This is a genomic window from Streptomyces sp. NPDC044033, from assembly GCF_056434425.1.
On sequence record NZ_JBWKFF010000019.1, the window covers coordinates 135414 to 158391 of the forward strand.

Annotated in this window: 20 protein-coding genes; 11 read left to right on the plus strand and 9 right to left on the minus strand. The window is 73.4% G+C overall.

Annotated elements, in window-relative coordinates:
- Positions 1-3: 3 nt before the first annotated feature.
- Entirely contained in the window at positions 4-1344 is a 1341-nt protein-coding gene (locus tag AC07AB_RS29645; protein WP_478573096.1) for a TerD family protein, read from the minus strand.
- Between the two features lie 412 nt (positions 1345-1756).
- Between AC07AB_RS29645 and AC07AB_RS29650 the strand changes: the two genes are divergently transcribed.
- The 4 genes from AC07AB_RS29650 to AC07AB_RS29665 all read left to right on the plus strand — a co-directional run bounded on the left by AC07AB_RS29650 (position 1757) and on the right by AC07AB_RS29665 (position 6344).
- Positions 1757-2197 (plus strand): DUF6643 family protein, encoded by a 441-nt coding sequence (locus AC07AB_RS29650; RefSeq protein ID WP_478573099.1) that lies wholly within the window; start codon positions 1757-1759, stop codon positions 2195-2197.
- Positions 2198-2243: 46 nt separating this feature from the next.
- A complete protein-coding gene (locus tag AC07AB_RS29655; RefSeq protein WP_478573101.1) occupies positions 2244-3068 on the plus strand; it encodes an MOSC domain-containing protein in 825 nt (274 codons plus the stop codon).
- Positions 3069-3214: 146 nt separating this feature from the next.
- Positions 3215-3820, plus strand: coding sequence for an Rv1733c family protein (locus AC07AB_RS29660; protein WP_478573104.1), 606 nt, complete (start codon positions 3215-3217; stop codon positions 3818-3820).
- 97 nt (positions 3821-3917) lie between these two features.
- Positions 3918-6344, plus strand: coding sequence for a right-handed parallel beta-helix repeat-containing protein (locus tag AC07AB_RS29665; RefSeq protein ID WP_478573107.1), 2427 nt, complete (start codon positions 3918-3920; stop codon positions 6342-6344).
- Here AC07AB_RS29665 and AC07AB_RS29670 read toward each other — a convergent pair.
- Positions 6314-8719, minus strand: a complete 2406-nt coding sequence (locus tag AC07AB_RS29670) for a hypothetical protein (RefSeq protein ID WP_478573110.1) — start codon at positions 8717-8719, stop codon at positions 6314-6316. The genes AC07AB_RS29665 and AC07AB_RS29670 overlap by 31 nt on opposite strands.
- A gap of 194 nt (positions 8720-8913) precedes the next feature.
- On the opposite strand from AC07AB_RS29670, the gene AC07AB_RS29675 reads away from it, so the two are divergent.
- Positions 8914-9759 carry a DeoR/GlpR family DNA-binding transcription regulator gene (locus AC07AB_RS29675; RefSeq protein WP_478573113.1) on the plus strand — a complete coding sequence of 282 codons (846 nt, stop codon included), beginning with the start codon at positions 8914-8916 and terminating at the stop codon, positions 9757-9759.
- A gap of 63 nt (positions 9760-9822) precedes the next feature.
- Positions 9823-10308 (plus strand): SRPBCC family protein, encoded by a 486-nt coding sequence (locus tag AC07AB_RS29680; RefSeq protein WP_478573116.1) that lies wholly within the window; start codon positions 9823-9825, stop codon positions 10306-10308.
- A 51-nt stretch (positions 10309-10359) separates the two neighbouring features.
- Here AC07AB_RS29680 and cds1 read toward each other — a convergent pair whose 3' ends face one another.
- Positions 10360-11478 carry an L-cysteine desulfhydrase Cds1 gene (cds1, locus tag AC07AB_RS29685; protein WP_478573185.1) on the minus strand — a complete coding sequence of 373 codons (1119 nt, stop codon included), beginning with the start codon at positions 11476-11478 and terminating at the stop codon, positions 10360-10362.
- A 183-nt stretch (positions 11479-11661) separates the two neighbouring features.
- Here cds1 and AC07AB_RS29690 point away from each other — a divergent pair, with 183 nt between their 5' ends.
- On the plus strand, positions 11662-12012 hold the full coding sequence (locus AC07AB_RS29690) for a hypothetical protein (protein ID WP_478573119.1): 351 nt from the start codon (positions 11662-11664) through the stop codon (positions 12010-12012).
- A 200-nt stretch (positions 12013-12212) separates the two neighbouring features.
- Positions 12213-12743, plus strand: a complete 531-nt coding sequence (locus AC07AB_RS29695) for an ATP-binding protein (RefSeq protein WP_478573122.1) — start codon at positions 12213-12215, stop codon at positions 12741-12743.
- A 111-nt stretch (positions 12744-12854) separates the two neighbouring features.
- On the opposite strand, the gene AC07AB_RS29700 is transcribed toward AC07AB_RS29695, so the two are convergent.
- The 3 genes from AC07AB_RS29700 to AC07AB_RS29710 form a co-directional block, all read right to left on the minus strand.
- On the minus strand, positions 12855-13145 hold the full coding sequence (locus AC07AB_RS29700) for an SHOCT domain-containing protein (RefSeq protein ID WP_478573125.1): 291 nt from the start codon (positions 13143-13145) through the stop codon (positions 12855-12857).
- Between the two features lie 246 nt (positions 13146-13391).
- Entirely contained in the window at positions 13392-13637 is a 246-nt protein-coding gene (locus AC07AB_RS29705) for a hypothetical protein (protein ID WP_478573127.1), read from the minus strand.
- Positions 13638-13668: 31 nt separating this feature from the next.
- Positions 13669-15810, minus strand: coding sequence for a TerD family protein (locus AC07AB_RS29710; RefSeq protein ID WP_478573130.1), 2142 nt, complete (start codon positions 15808-15810; stop codon positions 13669-13671).
- A gap of 324 nt (positions 15811-16134) precedes the next feature.
- Between AC07AB_RS29710 and AC07AB_RS29715 the strand changes: the two genes are divergently transcribed.
- Positions 16135-16800 carry a class I SAM-dependent methyltransferase gene (locus AC07AB_RS29715; protein WP_478573133.1) on the plus strand — a complete coding sequence of 222 codons (666 nt, stop codon included), beginning with the start codon at positions 16135-16137 and terminating at the stop codon, positions 16798-16800.
- 53 nt (positions 16801-16853) lie between these two features.
- Here AC07AB_RS29715 and AC07AB_RS29720 read toward each other — a convergent pair whose 3' ends face one another.
- Positions 16854-18077, minus strand: a complete 1224-nt coding sequence (locus AC07AB_RS29720) for an ROK family transcriptional regulator (RefSeq protein ID WP_478573136.1) — start codon at positions 18075-18077, stop codon at positions 16854-16856.
- A 17-nt stretch (positions 18078-18094) separates the two neighbouring features.
- On the opposite strand from AC07AB_RS29720, the gene AC07AB_RS29725 reads away from it, so the two are divergent.
- A complete protein-coding gene (locus tag AC07AB_RS29725; RefSeq protein WP_478573138.1) occupies positions 18095-19426 on the plus strand; it encodes an MFS transporter in 1332 nt (443 codons plus the stop codon).
- Positions 19427-19819: 393 nt separating this feature from the next.
- Positions 19820-20713 carry a DUF2797 domain-containing protein gene (locus tag AC07AB_RS29730; RefSeq protein ID WP_478573141.1) on the plus strand — a complete coding sequence of 298 codons (894 nt, stop codon included), beginning with the start codon at positions 19820-19822 and terminating at the stop codon, positions 20711-20713.
- Positions 20714-20777: 64 nt separating this feature from the next.
- On the opposite strand, the gene AC07AB_RS29735 is transcribed toward AC07AB_RS29730, so the two are convergent.
- On the minus strand, positions 20778-21443 hold the full coding sequence (locus AC07AB_RS29735) for a response regulator transcription factor (RefSeq protein WP_478573144.1): 666 nt from the start codon (positions 21441-21443) through the stop codon (positions 20778-20780).
- A complete protein-coding gene (locus AC07AB_RS29740; RefSeq protein ID WP_478573147.1) occupies positions 21440-22789 on the minus strand; it encodes a sensor histidine kinase in 1350 nt (449 codons plus the stop codon). Before AC07AB_RS29740 ends, AC07AB_RS29735 begins: the two co-directional genes overlap by 4 nt.
- Between the last annotated feature and the right edge of the window lie 189 nt (positions 22790-22978).

Here is a 22978-nt window from a genome sequence, read left to right on the forward strand (position 1 = left end):
CGATCACTTGCGGCCGGGGGTCCAGTTCATGCCCCAGCCGTAGGCGCGGTCCAGGGTGCGCTGGGGGCTGACGCCGCGGTCCGGCACGAGGTAGCGGGCCTCGCGCTGGATCATGAGGTCGTCGCCGGTGTTGGTGATCAGGGCGAGGGCGGCGACGGTGGAGGGCACGGTGCACTCGTCGAGCGAGAAGTCGACGGGTGCGCCGCCCTGCGGGCTCAGGGTGACCGTGGCGTGCAGGTTGGCGAAGCTACGGGCGCCCTCGTAGATGGTCACGAAGACCAGCACGCGGGCGATCTCCGCCTTGCGGTCGAGGTTGATCGTGAGGTTCTCGCCGGCCGCCGAGGCGCCGGTCCGGTCATCGCCGTCGAGGTGGATGTAGGGGGCCTGGCGGAGCGAGCCGAAGGAGTTGCCGAGCGCCTGCACCACGCCCTTGGTGCCGTCGGTGAGTTCGTAGAGCGCGCCGAGGTCGAGGTCGAGGTCGGTGTGCATGGCCATGGCCTTGCCGAGTTTCTGGCCCCAGCCCTTGGCGGCCTGCTTGCGGACCTCCCAGTTGAGGTTGACGCTCATCGAGCCCGAGGTGCCGCCCTGCTTGGTGAGCGAGACGGACGGCGCTTCCTTGGTGAGCGTCACCTTGGTGAGCCGCACTGGGGCCGGAGCCGGAGCCGGAGCCGGCGGGGCGGCGGGCGGCGGCGCGACGGGCTGCGCGGGCGGCTGCGGCGCGGGCTGCGCGGACCGCGCCGGGGCGGCCGGCGGCGCCGGCGCGACCGGCGGTACGGGCGTGGGGGCGGCCGACGGTACGGGCGCGGAGGCGGCCGCCGGCGGTTCGTCCACGCTGATGCCGAAGTCGGTCGCCAGTCCGGCGAGCCCGGTGCCGTACCCCTGGCCGACCGCGCGGAACTTCCACGCGCCCTGCCGTCGGTAGAGCTCGCCGAGGACGAAGGCGGTCTCGACCGTGGCGTCCTCGCTGTCGAACCGGGCGAGCTCCGCGCCGCTCGACGCGTCGAGCACCCGGACGCACAGGCCCGGCACCTGGCCGAAGGAGCCGTCGTCGGCGGAGGCCGCGATGACGACGGTCTCGATGGCGGGCTCGACCCGGTCGAGGTCGACGGAGAGGGTGTCGGTGACCGCTCCGTCGGCGGGGCGCTTGCCCTCGTGGCGCACGGCGCCCGAGGCGTGCGCCGGCTGGTTGTAGAAGACGAAGTCCGCGTCGGAGCGGACCTTCCCCGAGCACAGCAGCAGCGCGGAGGCATCGACGTCCGGCACGCCGGCACCGGTGCGCCAGCCCAGTTCGACCCTCACCGACGGTGCCGGAATCTGCACATTGGCGCCCTTGCGCATGGTCATGCTCCACCCCTCCGAACGGGCCGTGTCCGCGGCCGGTCTGTACGCGGTCCCAACGTACCTTGGCGACCGCTTTTCGCAGGTTCGCTCGCTTTGCGGCGCCCACAGGCGGAGCGCCGACCCCGCCCGCCGCCCGCACCCGCACCCCCCTTGCGGGTGAACTCACCGAAGGAGCAGCCGAGTTGCACAGGAGGGCGACGACCGGCGGAACCGTGGAGGCCCCCTCCCCCGCGGCCGGAACGGGCGTTCGCCGGCCGGACCCGCGGAGCGGAAACCCCTGCGCCAGGGGTGGCTGAACATACGGGTGTGTCCCGATGTGCCCCTTGTGGGCCAACCTGTGTATTTGCAGGTCAGAAGGGGGTTGCTGATACCTTCCCGTAGACCGGGCCTGGGCGGTGGGCTTAACTTATGGGCTATGACCTCCCCCCGCAGTTCCTACGGCGGCGGCTACTTCGCCGCGTCGTCGTTCCCGGACACCCCTATCTACGACAGCCTCGTCGCCGAGCGGGGCACTCCGCAGATCGCGCCGATCCGGGTTCCTTCCCCGTACGACTCCAGCGGACACTTCCCCGCGCTCCCGGCCGCGCTGCCCGCGCTGCCGGCGGGGCCGTCCCAGCACACTCCGCCGCAGGGCTATCCCGCCGCGGCGCAGCAGCCGGCGCTCCAGCAGGCCCCCGCGCCGTACATCCCGCAGCAGGCGGGCGGCCCGCGCGGCTACCCGGGCCCGCAGCAGTACCAGCAGCGCCCGGCCGCACCCTCGGGGTACGAGGCGATGCGGCCCGTCGCGCCCCGGCCGGCCCCGTCGCCGTACGACGACCAGTACGGCCGTCAGTACCCCAACCAAGGAGGCTACTGACCTGACCGATCGCTCAACTGTCCGACCCGGCTGGCAAACTGACCGCATGCCCAACCCAGTGTTGAACGCGGTCCATGTCTATCCGGTGAAGTCGGTCGCGGGGTGCGCGCCCGGCGAGGCGGCCGTGGAGCCGTGGGGGCTCGCCGGGGACCGGAGATGGGTGCTGACCGAGCCCGACGGCAAGATGATCACTCAACGGCAGCAGCCGCGCCTCGCCTTGGCGTCGGCGTCCCCGCTGCCCGACGGCGGGATCCGGCTGGCGGCCCCGGGCCGCGAGCCGTTGGACGTCGCAGTACCCGGGGAGATCGACACAGTCCCCGTGCAGCTCTTCCGGGACAAGGTCGAGGCAGTGCCCGCGGGCGCCGCCGCGGACGCCTGGGCGGGCGACTACCTCGGCGTCGAAGCCCGGCTGAGATACCTCGATGCCCCCGCACACCGCCGCCCGATCGACCCCGAGTACGCACGGCCCGGCGAGACCGTGAGTTTCGCCGACGCCTTCCCGCTGCTGCTCACCACGGCAGCCTCGCTCGACGCCCTCAACTCCCTGATCGCTCAGGGCGACCACGCGGACGAGGGCCCGCTGCCCATGAACCGCTTCCGGCCCAACGTGGTCATCGACGGCGTCGCGCCATGGGCCGAGGACAGCTGGCGGCGGGTGCGCATCGGCGAGGTCGGCTTCCGGGTCGCCGGGTTCTCCGCGCGCTGCGTCATCACCACGACCGACCAGCGCACCGCGGAGCGCGGCAAGGAGCCGCTGCGCACGCTCGCCCGCCACCACCGCATCGGCGACCAGCTCGTGTTCGGGCAGAACCTCATCCCCGAAACCACCGGGACGCTGCGGGTCGGCGACGCGGTCGAGATTCTTGAGTAGCCCCCGTGGGAGCACACCCGTCACCCCGCGTCAACGCGCCACGGCGACAGCCCTGCGCAAAGGGTGATTTTGCTCTCTCCCCCGCCGTCTCGCGCATGTAACCCCTCAAGTGAGGTATTTACGGACGCGGAAGGGGGTGCAGCACCGTGCACAAGACTCCGGTCATCTGGCGGTGGCGGCACAACCCGCTGCGCCGTGGAACGGACCTCGTCGAGGCGTGGGTGGGACTGGTCGCCGTACTGCTGATGCTGGTCGCGGCCCCGGCGGCCGGCTGGATCGTGGGCTCGCTCGCCCATGGCGCGCTGCGGCAGACCGTACGGGAACAGCAGCAGCACCGGCATCTGGTCACCGCGACGGCCGTGCGGCTCATGCCCAGACCGCCGATGGAACCCGACCCCGAGACCGCCTCCGGGCACCGCCCACGGCACCGCCGGGTGCTCGCCAACTGGACCGGCCCCGACGGGGGTACGCGCACGGGCGTCGTCAGCGCCCGGCAGGTCGCCGCCCCCGGCGACCCGTTCCCGCTGTGGACCGACGACACCGGCAGGGCCTCCGCCCGTCCCATGGACAGCACCACGGCCGCCGCGCACACCGCCCTCGCCGGGCTCGGCACGGCCGGCGCGACAGCGGGGCTCGTCGAGGGCCTCCGCCGGGTGGTCGTCCGGCAGCTCATGCTGAGAAGGTACGCGCGGTGGGACCACGCGTGGGCGCGGGCGGGCCAGACCTGGGGCCGTGCGGGCGCGGGGAGCTGACCGGTCAACTCCCGTCCCCCGCGCACGCTACGGTGGTGCCGCCAGTACACGTCCGTACGCGGTGAACACACGCACGAGGTGGGGGCACAACAGCACCATGGCACAGGGCTCGGTCCAGGTGACGCACACCGGCACATCGCGGTGGCGGCGGCGCACGGGAGAGTACGCCTCCCTCGCCGCCGCCCTGGAGGCCGCGGCCGACGGGGACGTGCTGTCCATCGCTCCCGGCACGTACCGGGAGAACCTCGTCGTGGTCCGGGCCGTCACACTGCGCGGCAGCGAGAGCGCGCGCGGCTCGGTGCGGATCGCGCCGACCGAGGGCGTGCCACTGACCGTACGGGGCTCCGCGGCCCTGCACGACCTCTACGTCGAGGGGCAGGACTCGACGGTGCCCGCGCTGCTCATCGAGGGCGGCGCACCGGAGTTGGCCGGCCTTCGGGTGGCGACCCGCTCGGCGGTGGGCATCGAGGTGCGTGGCGGAGCCAGGCCGACGGTCCGCCGCTGCACCGTGGACAACCCGGGCGGCGTCGGCATCAGCGTGCTGGACGGAGCCGGCGGCGTCTTCGAGGAGTGCGAGGTGGTGGCCGCCGGCCAGTCCGGGGTCGCGGTGCGCGGCGGCGGCCATCCGCGCCTGGAGCGCTGCCGCATCCACCACACCTCGGGGGCCGGGCTGGCGATGACGGGCGAGGGCACCGCGCTGGAGGCCATCGGCTGCGAGGTGTACGAGATCAAGGGCAGCGGCGTCCAGCTGGCCTCGCGCGCCACCGGCCACCTCACGGACTGCCAAGTGCACCGGACTTCCGCGGACGGCGTCACGCTCGACACCGACTCCGTGCTCACGCTCTCCGACTGCGACATCCACGACATCCCGGAGAACGCGGTCGATCTGCGGTCGCGTTCGGTGCTCACGCTGACGCGCACCACGGTGCGCCGGTTCGGCCGCAACGGCCTGTCCGTGTGGGACCCGGGCACGCGGGTGGACGCCAACCAGTGTGAGATCAACGAGAGTACGGGCGACTACCCGGCGGTCTGGGTGAGCGACGGCGCGACCGCCGTCCTCGACTCCTGCCGGGTGCGCGACGTGCCCGACGCCCTGTTCGTCCTCGACCGCGGCTCGCGCGCCGACGTCGTGGACAGCGACATATCCCAGGTCCGCAACACGGCCGTGTCGGTGAGCGACGGCGCCACCGCGCAGCTCGACGACTGCCGGATACGCGAGGCGGCGACCGGGGCCTGGTTCCGCGACCACGGCAGTGGCGGCACCCTGGCGAACTGCACGATCGACGGGGCGGCGACCGGCGTCATCGTCACCAAGGGCGCGGACCCTTCCATCGAGCGCTGCACGGTGACGTCGCCCATCGAGGCGGGGTTCTACGTGTCGGCGGAGGGCCGCGGCACCTTTCACGGCTGCCGGGTGACGGGCAGCAGCGGCTACGGCTTCCACATCATCGACGGCTGCCGCACGACGCTGACCCGGTGCCGCACCGAGCGGTGCGCGCGCGGCGGCTACGAGTTCGCCGAGGACGGCCCGGTCAGCGAGGACTGCACGAGCGACGAGAGCGCGACGCTCGCCGCCGTCTCCCCCTCCGCCGGGCTCGGCTCCCCGGCCACCGCGGTGGAGACGGCGGTGCAGACGGTCGGGCTGCTCGGCGGGGTGCCGGGGCCGCGCACCCCGCAGCCGGCCGCGCCCGAGCCGTCGGCCGCCTCCTCCGTGCGCCCCTCCGTCCAGGTGCTCGGCGAACTCGACGCGCTGGTCGGCCTGGAAAGCGTCAAGCGGGAGGTGCGCGCCCTCACCGACATGATCGAGGTGGGCCGCCGCCGTCAGCTGGCCGGCCTCAAGGCCGCGTCGGTCCGCCGCCATCTCGTCTTCACCGGCTCCCCCGGCACCGGCAAGACCACCGTCGCACGGCTCTACGGCGAGATCCTCGCCTCCCTCGGCGTGCTGGAGCGCGGCCATCTGGTGGAGGTCTCGCGGGTAGACCTGGTCGGCGAGCACATCGGCTCGACCGCCATCCGCACCCAGGAGGCGTTCGACCGGGCACGCGGCGGAGTGCTCTTCATCGACGAGGCGTACGCGCTGTCCCCCGAGGACTCGGGCCGGGACTTCGGCCGCGAGGCCATCGACACGCTGGTGAAGCTGATGGAGGACCACCGGGAGGCGGTCGTGGTGATCGTCGCCGGGTACACCGCCGAGATGGAGCGCTTCCTGTCCGTCAACCCCGGTGTGGCGTCCCGCTTCTCGCGCACCATCACCTTCGGCGACTACACGCCGCGGGAGCTGCTGCGCATCATCGAGCAGCAGGTGGAGGAGCACGAGTACCGGATCGGCGAGGGTGCCTCCGAGGCACTGCTCACCTACTTCACGGAGCTTCCCAAGGGCCCGGCGTTCGGCAACGGCCGCACCGCCCGGCAGACCTTCGAGGCGATGGTCGAGCGGCACGCGGGCCGGGTGGCGCAGCTCCCCGACCCGAGCACCGACGAGCTGACGCTGCTCTACTCGGAGGATCTGCCCGAGCTGCCCTGAGCCCCGGGCTGTGCCGGTATCCGGGTCGGCCCCAGCCTGGCGAGGAGCGTGGTGCGCTCCGCGTCGAACTCGGGGGCGGCCTGGTAATCGGAGTGGCCGAGTATGGGCGCGGGCAGCGGGTGGTCCGGCGTACGTCCGTAGGCGAGGGGGTCCTTGAGGGGGCCGCAGTCGACCTCGGGGCCGGTGTTGTCGGGCAGCCGGATGGGGCCGCCGATCGGGTCCGTGAGCCGCCACAGATTCCGCCAGCAGTGGATGTCGCCATGCAGCGCGGTCAGCTGCGCGGGGCCGAAGTAGGCGGGGAACCAGCGCCCGTAGAGCCGCTCCAGGGGGCAGCCGTAGGTGAGCAGGGCGACGCGCTTCCGGGTGCGCCGGTCCAGCTGCCAGACGGCGGCGGCGGCGAGGACGCTGCCCTGGGAGTGCCCGGAGATCACGAGCCGCCCCTCGGTGCGCTGCGTCCAGGTCTTCATCCGCCAGGTGAGGTCGGGGACGGCCCGCTCCGCGTAGCAGGGCGGCGCGAAGGGGTGGGCGGCGCGCGGCCAGAAGGTGCCGACGTCCCACAGGATGCCGATGGTGCGGCGCGCGGAGGGGTCGCGGTAGGCGCGGCGCCCCCAGGTCAGCAAGAGCACGAAGACGAAGCCCATGAACCACGAGCCGAGCGCCTGCGATGCCCGCGCCCCGGCCTCGATGACGCCGGTCGTTCCCTCCGCGGCCTGGCCCGGCACCTCGTGGGTGCTCCAGGCACCGGCGACGGCGACGCCGCCCAGTACGAGCGTGACCACGGCGACGGTGGCGACCACCCAGGGGGCGGAGTCGGTGAGCCCGGCGCGCGCGATGGTCCCGGCGATGGCGCCCGTACGGGCCGCGTCGGGCCGCTCGTCCGGGTAGCCGTCGGGGACGGTGCGCACGAGCCGCCGCTTGCGCACGAGGGTCGTCCACACGAAGTAGAGCACCAGGAGCAGCAGGGCGGACAGCAGCGCCGGGATGATCGACGCCTGCCAGGACAGCACCACCGGCGGCCCCTCGACGGCTCCCCCGCCCATGCCGGGCGTGCGGCCTCCGTCGAGCCGGTCGGCGATCCACTGGGCGACGCCGCCGGAGAGCACGCCGCCGAGCGCGCAGGCGAGCATCGCGACGGCGGGGCCGGCGAGACCGCGCAGCGGGGACCGCTCTATGGGGGCTCCCTGGTAGAGCGCGCGGGCCGCGACCGCGAGGCCCACGACGAGGACGCCCTGGGCCAGGGCGATCAGCCCGAAGGTCTCGTTGCCGGGCAGCATGCCCCGGGACGTCCAGCCGGGCCGGTTCCAGGCGGCGTGCAGCACGGAGAGCAGCAGGACGGCGAAGGCGATGCCGGGCAGCGACCGCGCGGTGGCCCGGTCGAGCGCGTCGTCGGTGCGGGCCTCGCTGCGGCCGCGGCGGCACACCACGTACACGATGAGGGCGCCGACGGAGATCGTCAGTACGTCGAGCCACCAGCCGAAGACGTCCAGCCAGGGGTCGCCGCCCTCCCGGCGGTCGTAGCGGGACACGGCCCAGGAGATCGCGGCGGCGACGGTCAGGAAGCCGGCCGCGGTGTGGGCGGCGCGCAGCCGGGCCACGAGCCGCCGGCCGTACCAGAAGCCGGGCAGGCACAGCGCGGGGCGGCCGGTGCCCGCCGGGTCGTCCTCGTCGAGGGGTCGGCCGGTCGGCTGCTGGGACTCGTACGCGCTCCAGGTGCGGTGCGAGAGGAACCAGAGGAGGGCCACTATGGCGGCGGGCACGGCGGCCGCGAGCGCGAGCCGCCGGCCGGGCTGGCTCCACCAGCCGCCCCGCTCCGGCGACATGAAGTGGAGCCAGGACTTCCCGGAGGCGCAGGAGGCCGTGCCGGCGCACTGCCAGGCCGTGAGGTCCAGGGCGACCTCGCAGGCGGCGGCGATGAGCAGGACGGTGAGGCTCAGCGCGACGAGCCGCATGATCATGCCGTACGCGCGCACGGTCCGAGTGCGGCCGGTGGCGGAAGGCCGCATCCAGTGGGCGAGGTTGGCCACCATGAAGGGGAGCAGCACCAGCCACAGGGCGCGGGAGCTGTCGCCGGAGGTGAGGTCGCACCAGACGTACGCCTCGCGCACCGGCTCCTCGCGGTAGTCGGCGGGGCGCTGCTCGGCGTCGATGTCGCCGGAGCGCCGGTAGATGCCCGCGGTGGCGTCGCCGGTGACGCGCTCGGTGCGCGCGTCGTTGAGCATCTCCTGCGGGGTGGTGCCGCCCACCCCGTGGACGAGCAGTTCCAGCGCGGGGCGGTCCTGCTGCCCGTCGCGAGTGCCGTCGGTCGCCTGCCCTTCCGTCTTCCGCGTTTCGGTGCTTCGTGCTGCTGACGCTCTGTCGTGCGCGGCCGGTGCCACCGTGCCCCCGATCCCGGTGTGGTGGTTCGCTAAGAGGATTGTGCCCGGAGGCACTGACAACACCCGCTGCGGCACGGCTGAGGCGCAATCGTGATCCGAACGGTCCGGGAGCGCTCCGGCGATGCGCCGTCATACCCGCGTGGGAGGATGAGCGCGCGACAACGGGCGACGGCTGATCGGAAGGGACGGGCCGGGTGAGCGACAACCAGAACCTCCTCGCGGAGCAGCGGCGCGCCCTGATCCTCGACGAGGTCAGGCGGCGCGGCGGGGTCCGGGTCAATGAGCTGACCCGGAAGCTGAACGTCTCGGACATGACGGTCCGCCGCGACCTGGACGCGCTCGCCCGGCAGGGCGTGCTGGAGAAGGTGCACGGCGGAGCGGTGCCGGTCGCGGAGGCGAGCACGCACGAGCCGGGTTTCGAGGCGAAGGCGGGCCTTGAGCTCAGCGCGAAGGAGGACATCGCCAGAGCCGCGGCGCGGATGGCGGCGCCCGGCAGCGCCATCGCCCTGGCCGGCGGTACGACCGCGTTCGCCCTGGCCCAGCAGTTGCTGGAGGTGCCGGACCTGACGGTGGTGACGAATTCGGTGCGCGTGGCCGATGTGTTCTACAACGCGCAGCGGGCGGCGGCCAGCGGTGGTTCGGGGCCCCGGCCCGGCGCCGCGACGGTGGTGCTGACGGGCGGGGTCCGTACGCCCTCGGACACGCTGGTGGGGCCGGTGGCGGACGCCGCGATCCGCTCTCTCCACTTCGATGTGCTCTTCCTGGGCGTGCACGGCATCTCGGTGCGGGCCGGGCTGTCCACGCCGAACCTCGCGGAGGCCGAGACCAACCGGCATTTCGTGCGCTCCGCACGGCGGGTGGTGGTCGTGGCGGACCACACCAAGTGGGGGACGGTCGGTCTCAGCTCGTTCGCCGCGCTGGAGGAGGTGGACGCGCTGGTGACGGACGCGGGGCTGCCGGCGCCGGCGCGCGCGGAGATCTCCGAGCACCTGTCGGAGCTGGTAGTGGTGGGCGGCCCCGAAGAGGACGCAGACATCTGACGGCCCGACCGCTATGGTGTGCCCGCCGGTCACGTCGCCGATCCTGTTGGGGGTGTACGTCCCATGGCGCGCCGACTCCGCCCCGTCGGACTCGACTTCGTCGAGACCGCCCCGCTGCGCCTGGTCTTCGCCGCTGACGCCGCGGCGCGGCCGGAGACGGTCTACCGGGCGCTGGCCGAGGAGGTCACGGACTGGCCCACGTGGTATCGGGCGATCACCCTGGCCCGTCCGGTCGACGGCACGAGGGGCCGGGAGGTCCGACTGGTCGGCGGGGTCCGCTTCATCGAGACGATCATGGCCGCGGACGCGCCCGAGCGGTACGCCTACCGCGTCGACGAGGTGAACGCACCCGGCATCCGCGCCCTGCTGGAGGAGTGGCGGCTCACCCCGATCGGCTCCGGGGACACGGCCGGCACCCGCGTGCGGTGGACGTTCGCCGCGGACGCGGCGGCCCCGGTGAGGGGCGCGCTGCGGCTGGCCCGGCCGGGGTTCGGGCGCGCGTTCCGCGAGGCCGTGCGCGCGCTGGACCGGCGGCTGGCGACCGTATGAGACCGCTCGTTCACGCGCCTTGTTCACGCGTGAGGCGGGCTTGAGCGGGGGCTACTCGGGCCAGCGGCCGGTCGCCAGGAAGGTCGCGATGGTTCCGGCGTACGGCGCCATGTTCAGGCCCTGTTCCTCCAGCCACGCGTCCGAGTAGTACTTGTCGAGATAGCGGTCGCCCGGATCGCAGATCAGGGTGACCACGCTGCCGGTGCGCCCTTCGGCGACCATCTCGGCGACGATCTTCAGGGCGCCCCACAGCCCGGTCCCCGTGGACCCGCCCGCCTTGCGGCCGATCGCCTGCTCCAAGGCCCGTACGGCGGCGACGCTCGCGGCGTCGGGGACCTTCATCATCCGGTCGATCGCGCCGGGCACGAAGCTCGGTTCCATGCGGGGCCGGCCGATGCCCTCGATGCGGGAGCCGCGGTCGCTGCTCGCCTCGGGGTCGTGGTCCCGCCAGCCCTCGAAGAAGCAGGAGTTCTCGGGGTCCGCGACGCAGACCCGGGTGTCGTGCTGCATGTAGCGGATGTAGCGGGCGATCGTCGCGGAGGTGCCGCCGGTGCCGGCCGTGGCGACTATCCAGGCGGGCTCCGGGTGCCGCTCCAGCCGCAGCTGGCTGTAGATGGACTCGGCGATGTTGTTGTTGCCCCGCCAGTCGGTGGCCCGCTCGGCATAGGTGAACTGGTCCATGTAGTGACCGCCGGAGCGCTCGGCGAGGGCGGCCGCCTCCTGGTACATCTTCCGGGGGTCGTCCACGAAGTGGCACTGTCCGCCGTGGAACTCGATCAGCCGGCACTTCTCCGCGCTGGTGGTGCGCGGCATCACGGCGATGAAGGGCACGCCTACGAGGTTGGCGAAGTACGCCTCGGAGACGGCGGTGGACCCGCTGGACGCCTCGATGACGGGCCGGTCGGGCCGGATCCAGCCGTTGCACAGCCCGTACAGGAAGAGGGAGCGGGCGAGACGGTGCTTGAGGCTGCCGGTGGGGTGGGTGGACTCGTCCTTGAGGTAGAGGTCGATCCCCCACGCCTCGGGCAGCGGGAAGTGCAGGAGATGGGTGTCGGCGGAGCGGTTGGCGTCGGCCTGGACCTTGCGGACGGCCTCCTTGAGCCAGCTCCGATAGCCGGAATCGGTACGGTCCACGTCGAGCGTGGGGGTGGCGGGACCCCCTGGAGCCATCCCTGTCGCGTCCGCCGCCCCCGGTTGCGCTGTGCTGTTCACGCCGCTCCTCACGATGGCTTCCGAGCTCATCGGGAGCTCTCGGACCTTTCGATCATAAATGGGCACTGGTGCACGAGCCGTCTCACAGGCAGACTGCGGGCAAGTGGTTGGTTCGGCTGTCGGCCGGGGAGGTGGTGCACCGTGGCGGAGCCAGAGTTCGCGGCGTCCGAGTTCAATGCGACAGGGGTGCGGATCGAGCGGTTTCTTCGCTCTCTCACCCGGGCCGGGCAGATCAAGATCAAGGACGGCAGGCTGGAACTGCTCACCAGCTACGGCCGCGAGATCGACAGTGCGCCCGTGGATTCCGTGCACGCGAGCAGGCCCTGGTTCGCGGCCCGCGGCCGCGCCCGCGCCACCGTGAACGGCACCCGCTATCTGCTCACCCTGGATCAGCGCGAGGCCGCCGGCGAGCTGGGCACGGGCACGGCCCACCGCTTCCTGGACGCGGTGCGCACGGCGCACGCCCGAGAAACCCGAGGGACCAAAGGCTGACCCAGAGGCTGACGAGGCACAAGTTGCGCGTGCGCCGATTCTGGTCGACTCTTGACTCGTACCAGCATCACTGAGGGTTCACCGGCGGTAACGCTGAGACCCAGCCTCCGTCGGCCGGCTCGGCAGCCACCACACTGCAGGAACCGTTTTCAGCCCGCATCTGTATCAGGCTAGCCCTACTTCTTCAGGGAGTCGCAGCCGTGATCAGCCGGCCAAGCAGGCATTGCACGGTGGAGCTTCAGGCTCTGCCGTCACGGATCGGACAGGTCCGCAGAATCGTATCCGCGCAACTGCGGTACTGGCATCTCGATCCGCTCATCGACCCCGCGGCGCTCGGAGTCACCGAGCTGCTGACGAATGTGCACCGCCACGCGGAACCCGACAAGCAGTGCACGGTGGAGATCGTCCTCCTGCTCGACCGGCTCACGGTCTCGGTGCAGGACCACGACCCCCGGCTGCCGCGCCTCGCCGACACCGACGAGTGCAGCACCCACGGACGCGGGCTCGCCCTGATCGACGCGGTCAGCGAGAGCTGGGGCATCCGGGCCCAGGAGGACGGCGGCGGAAAAGCCGTATGGTTCACGCTTCCCGTGCCGCCCGCGGTCGCCGTCGAACCGCCGACTCCGCTGTGCGCGCCCGAGACCACGGTGTCGTTCGAACAGCCGGCCCCGACGCGCCGGACCGGCGGGCTCCGCGAGCACGCGCCCGCGCGGTCGGCGGTTCTGGGCTGAGTGACCGGGGCCGGAAGCGGCCCGGAGGCAGTCCGGTTCGCACGCCGCGCGCTGATGCCGCCACCCCCGTGGGCGACATGAGCGCGCAGGGTGCGCGAGGGCTGCCGCAGATCACGCGGAGCGTTCCTTCGCGACGGGGCCGAAGTGCTCCTCAAGGACGGAGACGCGCTGCCAGTACTCCTCCTCGTCGATCTCACCGGCCGCGAAGCGGCGGCCGAGGACAGCGATCGGGGACTTCTCGGTGTACGGGGCGTTCGGCTGCCGCGGTCCGCCCCGGCCCCGCCACACCGTGCGGCGCAGCAGGGTGACGACGCCGACGACGACCAGCGCCCACATGAGCGGGAAGAAGAGGATCCACGGGCCGGGCCCGCCGTCGGACCAGTTCTGGGCCAGGGTGTTCATGAGGGTTCAGCTCCTCGGTGGTGGCGGTTTCTCTCGACACCACCGAGCATCGCTCTCGCGGACCCGCCGGTCGTCGTACGGCCAGCGGTACTTCGCGTACCTCGCGGGGAGTACGCGGGCTCCCGCCCGTACGTCCGTCAGCCCGTACAGGCGGGCGGGGCCCGCGATCCCGCGCCCTCTCCGCCTCCCGTACGGGCCCTGCGCTCCTGGCTGGACACCAGGGAGCAAGTAACCCGCCGATAGCTTTCAGGGCTTCGCGGCGGCGGCCTTCTTCGGCCGGCGAGGCACGGCCTTGGCCTTGGCCTTGCCGAGGTGCCCGTACGCCGTGGAACGGGACACGTTGAACATGCCGGCTATCTGCTGGGCGGCCTTCTCCCGGGCGTCGTAGAACTGCTGGGCGCGCTCGGCCTGGTCGGCCGTGAGCTGTGGCCGGCGCCCGCCGACCCGGGCGCGGGCCCGCGCGGAGGCGAGCCCGTCGTTCGAGTCCGCCATGATCAGCTCTCTCTGGAGTACGGCTCCTCTGTCAGACCGGCTCGGGCGCGTCGGCGGGGGCCGGGCGGCGGGCGGTGCTCCGCAGTTGGATCAGGACCGTGGAGTGGAGGCGGTCAACGGCGGCGTCGACGCTGCGGATGAACCCCGTCTCGGCGTTGCCCCGGGTGCTGCCCATGCTCTTGGAGAGCGACAGCCGGAAGCCCGTGATGGGAGAGGCGTCCTTCGGCAGCAGGTCACCGGGCTCGGGTCGGAGCTTCTCCAACGTGCCGCGCGGGCCTGCCGCGTCGCCTTCGAGGAGGGTCTGGACGTGTAGGTCGGCAGGGGCCTCGGCGAGTTGCTTGATCAGGCGTTTCGCCCAGCTCAGCGGGTAGCCCTGGGCGGGCACGGGGATGTCGACGGAGGTGCGCAGCCGGCCCGTGCGCAGGTCGGCGGTGACGGTCAGGAGGCCGACGGCCCCCTCGACGCGGATGGCCGCGTCGAGTATCCCCTCGTCGCAGAGGCGGTCCGCGAGCGCCGCGCGCCGGCTCTGCGCGTCGGTGGTGCGCTTGGCGCGCTGGACGGGGACGACCTTCTCCCCCAGTTCGCCGCCGAGCCGGAGGCAGACCTGCCGGATGAGCCGCTCCCAGCTCTCGACGACGCGGGTGGCGCGGGCGTCGCCCCGGCACAGGGTTTCGTCGTCGATCCCGTTGCGTACGGGGACCCAGGCCGGGCCCATGTTCTGGAAGCCGTGGCAGCCGGAGCTCTCGTGCTGGAGGTAGTGCAGGAGCTCCTGGAGCAGCCAGGCGTGGGACTCCTGGCGTACGCCCTCGTGGCGGATCAGCATCTGGGCCTGGTGGGCCACTTCGGCCCAGGAGAGGTGCCAGAGGCCGACCTGGTGCTTCCGGCGGCCGTCGGTCTTGATGTCGACGAGCGGGCGGCCTTCCAGGGCGACGTCGTTGGAGAGGGTGATGACGGCCTCGTAGCGGCGGCGCGTGGCGATGTCCATGTAGTCCTGGATCTGCGCGTCCTTCAGCGCGTTGCCGTTGGTCTTGGTCTCGACCAGGGCCGTCCACAGCTTCCCGGCGCGCTCGATCCGGATGACGCCGTCCGGGCGCTTGGGCTCCTCCCCGTTGGGGAGGGTGACCTCGGTGAAGGTCTCCATGCGCCCGGCGGGCGCGCCGAAGGCGGCGGTGAGCCTGCGCCCGAACTCGGGGACCTGGGCCATCACGGAGAGCAGGATGGAGGTGGCGCGCGCCTCGCGCTCCCGGTCGCTCTTGAGAGAGGAGACCGGGAAGAGCCGGGCGGGCCGCCATGCCTCGTTCTCCGCGAGGGACTTCTTGGGCGTGCGGGGCAGCGTCACCTTCTTCTTCGCGGTGCGCAGCCGGCGCGGTGCGGCGGGCTTGTCGTCCGATGCGGCCGGATTGCCCTCCTGTGCGGCGGCCGGTGTGGCGGCCGGTGTGGCGGCCGGTGCCTCGGGGGCTGATGGGGCGCGTACGGGTACGGGCGCGGGTCCGGGTACGGGTGCAGCGGAGGTTTCGGGCGCCGGGAGGATCGTTTCTTCGGCGCGCTGCTCCGATTCGGACGCGACGGGGGCCTCCGCGAGCACATCGGCCGCGTCCCGGTCGGCCCCCGCCTCCGCCGCGTCGTCGTCATCGTCGATCTCGACGCCGAAGTCGGTGGCCAGACCGGCGAGACCGGTGTCGTAACCCTGTCCGACGGCCCGGAACTTCCACTCCTCGCCGCGGCGGTAGATCTCGCCGAAGACAAAGGCGCTCTCCACGCCCGCGTCGGTGATCGAGAAGCCGAGGATCGTCTCGCCGACGCCGTCGCCGAGCGTCAGCCGCAGGTTCTCCAACGCGCCGAAGTGCGCGCGCAGATGGCGGCTGGCGGCGATCACCACACGGTCGACGTCGGCGGGGAACGCGGTGAGGTCCAGCTGAATGCGGTCCTCGCTGCCGTTCTCCGCCGGGACCTGGCCCAGGAGTTGCACGCTGCCGTCGGCGGCCGACGGGTTGTTGTAGAAGAAGAAGCCCTCGTTGTCGCGGACTCTCCCGCGCGCGTCGAGGAGCAGTACGGACACGTCCGCGTCCCCGTCCCCCGTCGGGCTGTGCCAACCGAGGCTCACGATGACGGAGTCGGTGTTCTCACTGAGGGCCGCTAAACGGATGTTGGCGCCCTTGCTGATTTCATGCATGGAAGTCCCCCCCTGGGGATGGTGCAGTGGCCGCACGGCGGAGCGGGGCGGCCGATGTCGAACGCCGACGGGGCCAGTCCCGGCGGCGTGGCCAGATTCTATCGGCACAAAAGCCCTTCTGGGCATATGCCGGATTCGGGAATCGGCCCTGCGCACACGCCGGTTGCGCACCTTCGCGCCGCGGCGGCCCCGACCGCCTCAGGGGAGCGCACCCCGTCGCCCGCGAGGTCCACCGCCACTGACTCGATACGCCCGGCAGGTGGCCAAGGGCACGCTGGCACCGAGGGCACCCGGTGAAACGCCGCTCCCGTCTACCGTGGCCCCATGGCTCCGTCACTGTCCCGCCTCCACCGTTTCAACCAGCGGCATCCTTGGAGCCACAACGACCACTACGGCCCCTGGGTCGCCGACCAAGTGGCCAAGTCCGGGGCCCGCCACGCCCTCGACGTCGGGTGCGGCACGGGGAATCTCGCCGCGCTTCTGCGCCGTCGGGCCGGTACCGTCACGGGGCTCGAACCCGACCCCCGGACGGCCCGCGCCGCAGCGGAGCGCTTCGCCGACGACCCCGCGGTCACCGTCGTCCAAGCGGACTTCGCGGGGCGCGACCCGCAACGGCGCTTCGACGCCATCACCCTGGTCGCCGTCCTGCACCACTTGCCGCTGGCCGCGACCCTGCGTGAACTGCGCGGCTGTCTCGCTCCGGGCGGGCGCCTCGTGGTCGTCGGCTGCTATCAGGAGGCCGGAACCGTCGACCTGCTCGCCACCCTGCCGGCCGCGCTCGCCAATCCGGTCATGGGGCTGGTCAAGCATCCGGCCCCCGCCGACGCGACGCCCCCGCACATGACCGCGCCCACCGCCGCTCCCCGGGAGACCCTGCGGGACATCCGGGGCGCGGCCGCGCGGGAGCTGCCCGGCGCCCGGTTCCGGCGCCGCCTGTTCTGGCGGTACAGCCTGGTCTACGACGCTCCCGCCGGACACGCCCCGGCCTGACCTTCACGAACCCTTGCCCTGGCAACGTCGGCCGGGATCCGGCGGCGTTCGCCTCAGCCGAGCGCCGCCAGAGGGTCGTCCAGCACCGGCTGCCAGGCCAGTTCCGCCGCTCCCACCAGGCTGTGGTGGTCCAGCGTGCAGGGCAGGATCGGTACCCCTCCGCTGCGCCCCCACAGGCTGCGGTCCGCGACGACAGCCCTCAGGCGTTCGGGGTCGGCGTCCAGGAGATCGCGGTGGAGGCCCCCGAGGATGATCCGGTCGGGGTTGAGGATGTTGACGAGGCTGGCGAGGCCCAGCCCGAGGCGGTCGATCAGGAGGTCGGCGGCGGCTCGTACGGCCGGGTCGCCGTACTCCGTGCGCAGGAGGTCGCGGGCCTGCTGGAGCAGGGAGACCTCGGGGCCGGGGGCGCGGCGGGCGGCGGCCAGGAAGGCGAGCGGGTCGGCCTCGATGTCGAGGCAGCCTCGGCTGCCGCAGTGGCAGACGGGGCCGTCGGGGTTGACGATGAGGTGGCCGACCTCCAGGGCGAGCCCCGAACTGCCGGTGTGCAGACGGCCGTCGAGCACAAGCGCGCCGCCGACGCCGCGGTGGCCGGTCGCCACGCACAGCAGGTGCTGGGCGCCGCGGCCCGCGCCGTGGCGGTGTTCGGCGAGGGCGGTGAGGTTGACGTCGTTGCCCGTGAACCCCGCGGTGGGGGCGTTCCCCGGTCCGGGGATGTCCGCCTTGGCGAGGCTTTCGGCGAAGAGTTCGCGGACCGGGGCGCCGGCCGCCCAGGCCACGTGGATCGGGTTGAGCGCGGTGCCTTCGGGCTCCGCTATGGCGGAGGGCACGGCGAGGCCCGCGCCCAGGCAGCGGTGGCCACTGTCACGCAGCAGTCCGGCCCCGGCCTCGACCACCGCGTCGATCACCCGGGCGGGGTCTGCGGGCACGGTCATGCAGCCGGGCGCGGTGGCGACCAGGCGTCCGCCGAGCCCGACGAGGGCGGCGCGGAAGCCGTCGGCGTGGATCTGGGCGGCGAGGACGACGGGCCCGCGGGGCGCGATCGACAGCCGGTGGGAGGGGCGCCCTTGGGAACCCGCGGCGGCGGCCGGCCGCGAGTCGACCTGGATCAGGCCGAGCGCCTCCAGTTCGGCGGCGACGGCCCCGGCCGTCGCCCGGGTCACGCCGAGTTCGGCGGTGAGCACGGCGCGGGTGGGCGCGCGGCCGGTGTGTACGAGCTCCAGCGCCGGGCCGAGGGCACCACGGCCCCGCTCCAGTCGTGTTGTCCGATTCTGGGTCACGCCCCTATTCTGGCTTTGTGCCGACGCTAAACAAAATACGGACGGCCATAACGGGGGTCCAGCGCACCACGACGCCCGACCCCGCCCTTCGCCGCCTCCGTACCGCCCTGACCATATTCTTCGCCCTCGACGGCTTCATCTTCGCCGGCTGGGTGGTCCGCATCCCCGCGATCAAGGAGCAGACCAGCGCCTCCACGGGCGATCTGGGAATGGCCCTGCTCGGCGTGTCCGCCGGAGCGGTCGCCACCATGATGGTGACCGGCCGGCTCTGCCACCGCTTCGGGACCCACCCGGTCACCGTCGTCGCCGGAGTCCTGCTCTCGCTCAGCATCGCGCTGCCGCCGCTGACGCACTCCGCGCTCGCCCTCGGACTGGTACTGCTGGTCTTCGGCGCGGCGTACGGCGGGATCAACGTCGCGATGAACGCGGCGGCCGTCGACCTCGTCACGGCCCTGCGCAGGCCGGTCATGCCCAGTTTCCACGCGGCGTTCAGCCTCGGCGGGATGCTCGGCGCGGGACTGGGCGGGCTGGTCGCCGGAGCGCTGTCCCCCACCCGCCATCTGCTGGTACTGACCGTGGTGGGGCTGGTCCTCACGGCCGCCGCCGGCCGCATCCTGCTCTCCCACCCGGCGCCGACCCGCGCGACGCCTCCCCCTACGGCATCCTCCCGCGCAGCGTCTCCCGGCCCGGCCCCCTCCCGCCCGGCGGACTCCCGCCCGGCGGACTCCCGCCCGGCGGACTCCCCCGCCGCGCCGAAGGCTCCGGCCGCCGAGGCCGCGCCCACCGCACGGCTCACGGGCCGCGCCCGCCGCCTGGTCGCCGTCTTCGGTGTCATCGCCCTGTGCACGGCGTACGGCGAGGGGGCGCTCGCCGACTGGGGCGCGCTCCACCTCAAGCAGGACCTGCACGCCGGGCCCGGCCTCGCGGCCGCCGGCTACTCCGTCTTCGCCGCCACCATGACCCTCGGGCGGCTGACCGGCACCACACTCCTCGAACGGCTCGGCCAGACCAGGGCGTTGGTCGCCGGCGGCTCGACGGCCGCCCTGGGCATGCTGATCGGATCGCTCGCCCCCGCCACCTGGCTGGTGCTCCTGGGCTTCGCCGTCACCGGCATCGGCCTCGCCAACATCTTCCCGGTCGCCATCGGGCGGGCCGGTGAACTGGCCGGGCCGAGCGGAGTCGCGGCCGCCTCCACCCTCGGCTACGGCGGCATGCTGCTCGGCCCGCCCGCCATCGGCTTCCTCGCCGACCGCTGGTCGCTGCCGACCGCGCTCACCACGGTCGCGCTGCTGGCCGCCGTCGCCGCGGCGATCGCCTACCTCACCCGGAAACAGTCGCGCGGCCGGTGACAGCACCGGGAACGCGGTGCGCTGTCAGTGGCCGCACCCGGAAACCGGGGTGTCGCCGTGAGGGCAACTGGAAGCCGGTGCGCTGTCGTGACGGCACCCGGAGACCAGGGCGTCATCGTGACGGCAACCGGAAACCGGTGCGCTGTCGTGACGCGAGGACGCGAGGACGCGAGGACGGCGTCCGTCGGCGGGCGGAGTGCCGCGGGCGGGGCGCGGTAGGGGCCGGCGGGGAGCGTTCCGGCGGCTCGACCGGCGCGGCCCTGCGGACCGCCGCCACCCGCCCGTCCCCCGTCCTCCCGTCCCCCCGGTCGGCGCTGCGCAGCATGCCGACCGGTCCGCGACGTGGCGCGGACCGGCGGCGAGCGTCCTGGGCTGTTCGGTTACCGTGCGGAGATGAGGTCGGAGCGCGAGGACTGGCAGTGCACGGGGCTGCGGTGGGACCACTCGGGGCCCGCCCTGTCCTGGCGCCACCCGATCCGCGGTGACCGTTCCTCGCCGCTGCCGCGGGGCAGACCGCTGGCGTTCACCATCGGGGGGCGGCGGAGCTGTACCGGGGTCCGGCGGGGCGGGCGGCACACGCCGTGTCCGGAGGGGGCCTCGCTGTCCCCGTCGGCGGTCTCCGCACAGTGTCCGCAGTGCGCGCGGCTCGACCGCTCGCACTCGGTGGCCGCCGACACCATCGCCGACGACCCGCGCCCGTACGACGTCTATCTGGCCTGGTTCGGACCGGACTTGATCAAAGTCGGCATCACCGCCACCGAGCGCGAAGGGGTCCGCCTCCTCGAACAGGCGGCCCTGTCCTACGCGTTGCTCGGGCGCGGCCCGCTGATGGCCGCGCGAAGGGCCGAGGCCGTACTCGGCACGGCGCTGTCGGTGCCGGACCGGTTCCCGTACGCGGCGAAGCGCTCCGCCCGCCACGCGCTGCCGCCGCAACCGCTCCGGGCGGCCGAACTGGCGGCCCTGCACGAGCGGGCGCGGGGCCTGCCCGGGCTGCCGGAGTCGCTGTCCTCCATGGACTTCCGGCCGGTCCACCACGACGCGGCGTTCCACCTCGGGCGGCTGCGTCCGCCCGACGGCACGGTCGCGCCGGAGGCCGACCGGACGCTGGCGGGCACGGTGGCGGCGGTCGCCGGGCCGGACCTGTACGTAGAGACCGCCGACGGCCGGCTGCTGCTGACCGACGCGCGGCAACTGGCCGGTTGGCCCCTGTCGGCCGCGCCGCCCGGAGCGGCGACCACCGTGACCGTACGGGCTCCGGCACCGTCCGGCCCCGACGCGCTGTTCTGAGCCGTGGCCCACCGGCCGTACAACCGCCCCGCTCGTCGGGACACGCCGCCCCTCCCCCGCCCCCTCACCCCAGCCAGCCCGGCCGTACGAGCCCCGACTCGTAGGCGAGCACGACAAGGCCGGCGCGGTCCCGGACGCCGAGTTTGACCATGGCGCGGCTGACATGGGTCTTCGCGGTGAGCGGGGAGACCACGAGGCGCCGGGCGATCTCCTCGTTGGAGAGGCCGACGCCGACCAGCGCCATCACCTCCCGTTCCCGGTCGGTCAGCTCCGCGAGCCCGGCCTCGGCGGCCGGTTCCTTGGAGCGGGCGGCGAACTCCGCGATCAGACGGCGCGTCACCCCGGGCGACAGCAGCGCGTCGCCGTCGACCACGGCCCGTACCGCGCGCACCAGCTCCTCCGGCTCGGTGTCCTTGACGAGGAACCCCGAGGCTCCGGAGCGGATCGCCTCGAAGACGTATTCGTCCAGCTCGAAGGTGGTGAGCATGACGACCTTCACCTCGTTCAGCGCCGGGTCCTCGGTGATGCGGCGGGTGGCGGCGAGGCCGTCGAGTACCGGCATCCGGATGTCCATGAGGACCACGCCCGGGCGCAGTGCGCGCACTTGGGCCACCGCCTGCTCGCCGTCGGCCGCCTCGCCCGCCACCTCGATGCCGGGCTCGGCGTCGAGCAGCGCCCGGAACCCGGCGCGCACCAGCAGTTGGTCATCGGCGAGCAGTACGCGGATCATGGGGTCTCCTTGTCCTGGGGCGGGGTCGCCGTAGCCGCGTGCCCGCCCTTGCCCGGCGCCCTGAGCGGAACGCGCGCGACGACACGGAACCCGCCGTCCGGCCGGGGGCCCGCCTCGATGTCGCCGCCGAACGCGGCGACGCGTTCGCGCATGCCGACGAGTCCGTTGCCGCCGCCCGTCGCTCCGTCCGACGTCGCGGGGCCGTCGTCGTCCACGCGGAGTTCGAGGAGGTCGGGCGCGTACCGCAGGCGTACCCGCGCGGTGCGCGAGCCGGAGTGGCGAACGATGTTGGTGAGGGCTTCCTGGATGATGCGGAAGGCCGCCAGGTCGGTACCGGGCGGCAGTTCGGCCCGTATGCCCTCGACCGCGACGTCCACGGTGAGCCCGGCGCTCGACGCCTGCTCCGTCAGTTCCGGGAGCCGGTCGAGCCCGGGCGCGGGCGAACGGGGCGCGTCGCCGGGCGCGCGCAGGGCGCCGAGGACCTGGCGGACCTCGCCGAGCGCTTCCTTGCTGGCCGCCTTGATGGTGGTGAGCGCGGTACGGGCCTGCTCGGGGTCCCGGTCGAGGAGCGCGAGGCCGACGCCCGCCTGGACGTTGATGACGGAGATGCTGTGGGCCAGCACGTCGTGCAGTTCGCGGGCGATCCGCAACCGCTCCTCGTCGCCGCGGCGGCGCTCGGCCGCCGCCCGTTCCGCGCGGTCGCGCACCCATTGCTCGCGCCGGCCGCGCACCAGCTCCGACACGGCGATGACGACCAGCAGCCAGGCCGCGCTCCCCGAGTCCGATACCCAGCCGCCGGGGCCGTCGCCGGATGGCGGCAGCCAGCGGTAGAGCCAGTGCGAAGCGATCACCTGGCCGGTCCACAGCAGGGCCACCGCCCCCCAGGCCGCGCGGCGGCATCCGGCGAGTACGGCGGCGGAGCAGGTGATGACGACGCTGAAGTAGACCGGCCCGAACGGGTAGCCCGCGCCGATGTAGACCGTGGCGGCGGCGGACGCGCCGAAGGCCGCGAGGGCCGGGTGGCGGTGGCGCACCACCATGAAGAGCGGTCCGATCAGGAGCAGCGCCCTGGCGAACAGGTCGACGGCCACGCGGCCGTGCTGGCCATGGGCGGCGAAGCCGGTGCCGACCTGCTGGATCACCGCGACGGCGAGCGAGGAGATCCAGGGCAGCCGCTCGGCGGGGTGGCTGAGCCACCGCTCCCACGGCGGGCCGCCACCGTCGCCCTCACGCGCCCACGGCGGGGCCCCGTCGGGTTCGCGCCCCCGCGACGGGCCGTCGCCGCGCTCATGGCGGCCGCGCTCACGCGCCCGCCGCGCCCACGGCACCCGCCTCTCGCTGCTCATGCCGGCAACGCTAGACGGGGTTGCCGCCGGGCGCGTCAGCCACGCGTGGTGATCGCCCGTACTCCCCGGGGAGTAGCAGGGTCAGGCTGACGGCTGGGCGCCAGTCCGATGGCGCCGGCCCACGGCCGCCCGCCCCCCAGACCGCATAACTCATACCGCATAGCTCATACCGCACGCGAGGTCAGGCGA

Coding starts and splice junctions, on each gene's coding strand:
- AC07AB_RS29645 (WP_478573096.1), bottom strand. CDS start 1,344: ATGACCATGCGCAAGGGCGCCAATGTGCAGATTCCGGCACCGTCGGTG.
- AC07AB_RS29650 (WP_478573099.1), top strand. CDS start 1,757: ATGACCTCCCCCCGCAGTTCCTACGGCGGCGGCTACTTCGCCGCGTCG.
- AC07AB_RS29655 (WP_478573101.1), top strand. CDS start 2,244: ATGCCCAACCCAGTGTTGAACGCGGTCCATGTCTATCCGGTGAAGTCG.
- AC07AB_RS29665 (WP_478573107.1), top strand. CDS start 3,918: ATGGCACAGGGCTCGGTCCAGGTGACGCACACCGGCACATCGCGGTGG.
- AC07AB_RS29680 (WP_478573116.1), top strand. CDS start 9,823: ATGGCGCGCCGACTCCGCCCCGTCGGACTCGACTTCGTCGAGACCGCC.
- cds1 (WP_478573185.1), bottom strand. CDS start 11,478: ATGGCTCCAGGGGGTCCCGCCACCCCCACGCTCGACGTGGACCGTACC.
- AC07AB_RS29700 (WP_478573125.1), bottom strand. CDS start 13,145: ATGAACACCCTGGCCCAGAACTGGTCCGACGGCGGGCCCGGCCCGTGG.
- AC07AB_RS29705 (WP_478573127.1), bottom strand. CDS start 13,637: ATGGCGGACTCGAACGACGGGCTCGCCTCCGCGCGGGCCCGCGCCCGG.
- AC07AB_RS29710 (WP_478573130.1), bottom strand. CDS start 15,810: ATGCATGAAATCAGCAAGGGCGCCAACATCCGTTTAGCGGCCCTCAGT.
- AC07AB_RS29715 (WP_478573133.1), top strand. CDS start 16,135: ATGGCTCCGTCACTGTCCCGCCTCCACCGTTTCAACCAGCGGCATCCT.
- AC07AB_RS29730 (WP_478573141.1), top strand. CDS start 19,820: ATGAGGTCGGAGCGCGAGGACTGGCAGTGCACGGGGCTGCGGTGGGAC.
- AC07AB_RS29735 (WP_478573144.1), bottom strand. CDS start 21,443: ATGATCCGCGTACTGCTCGCCGATGACCAACTGCTGGTGCGCGCCGGG.
- AC07AB_RS29740 (WP_478573147.1), bottom strand. CDS start 22,789: ATGAGCAGCGAGAGGCGGGTGCCGTGGGCGCGGCGGGCGCGTGAGCGC.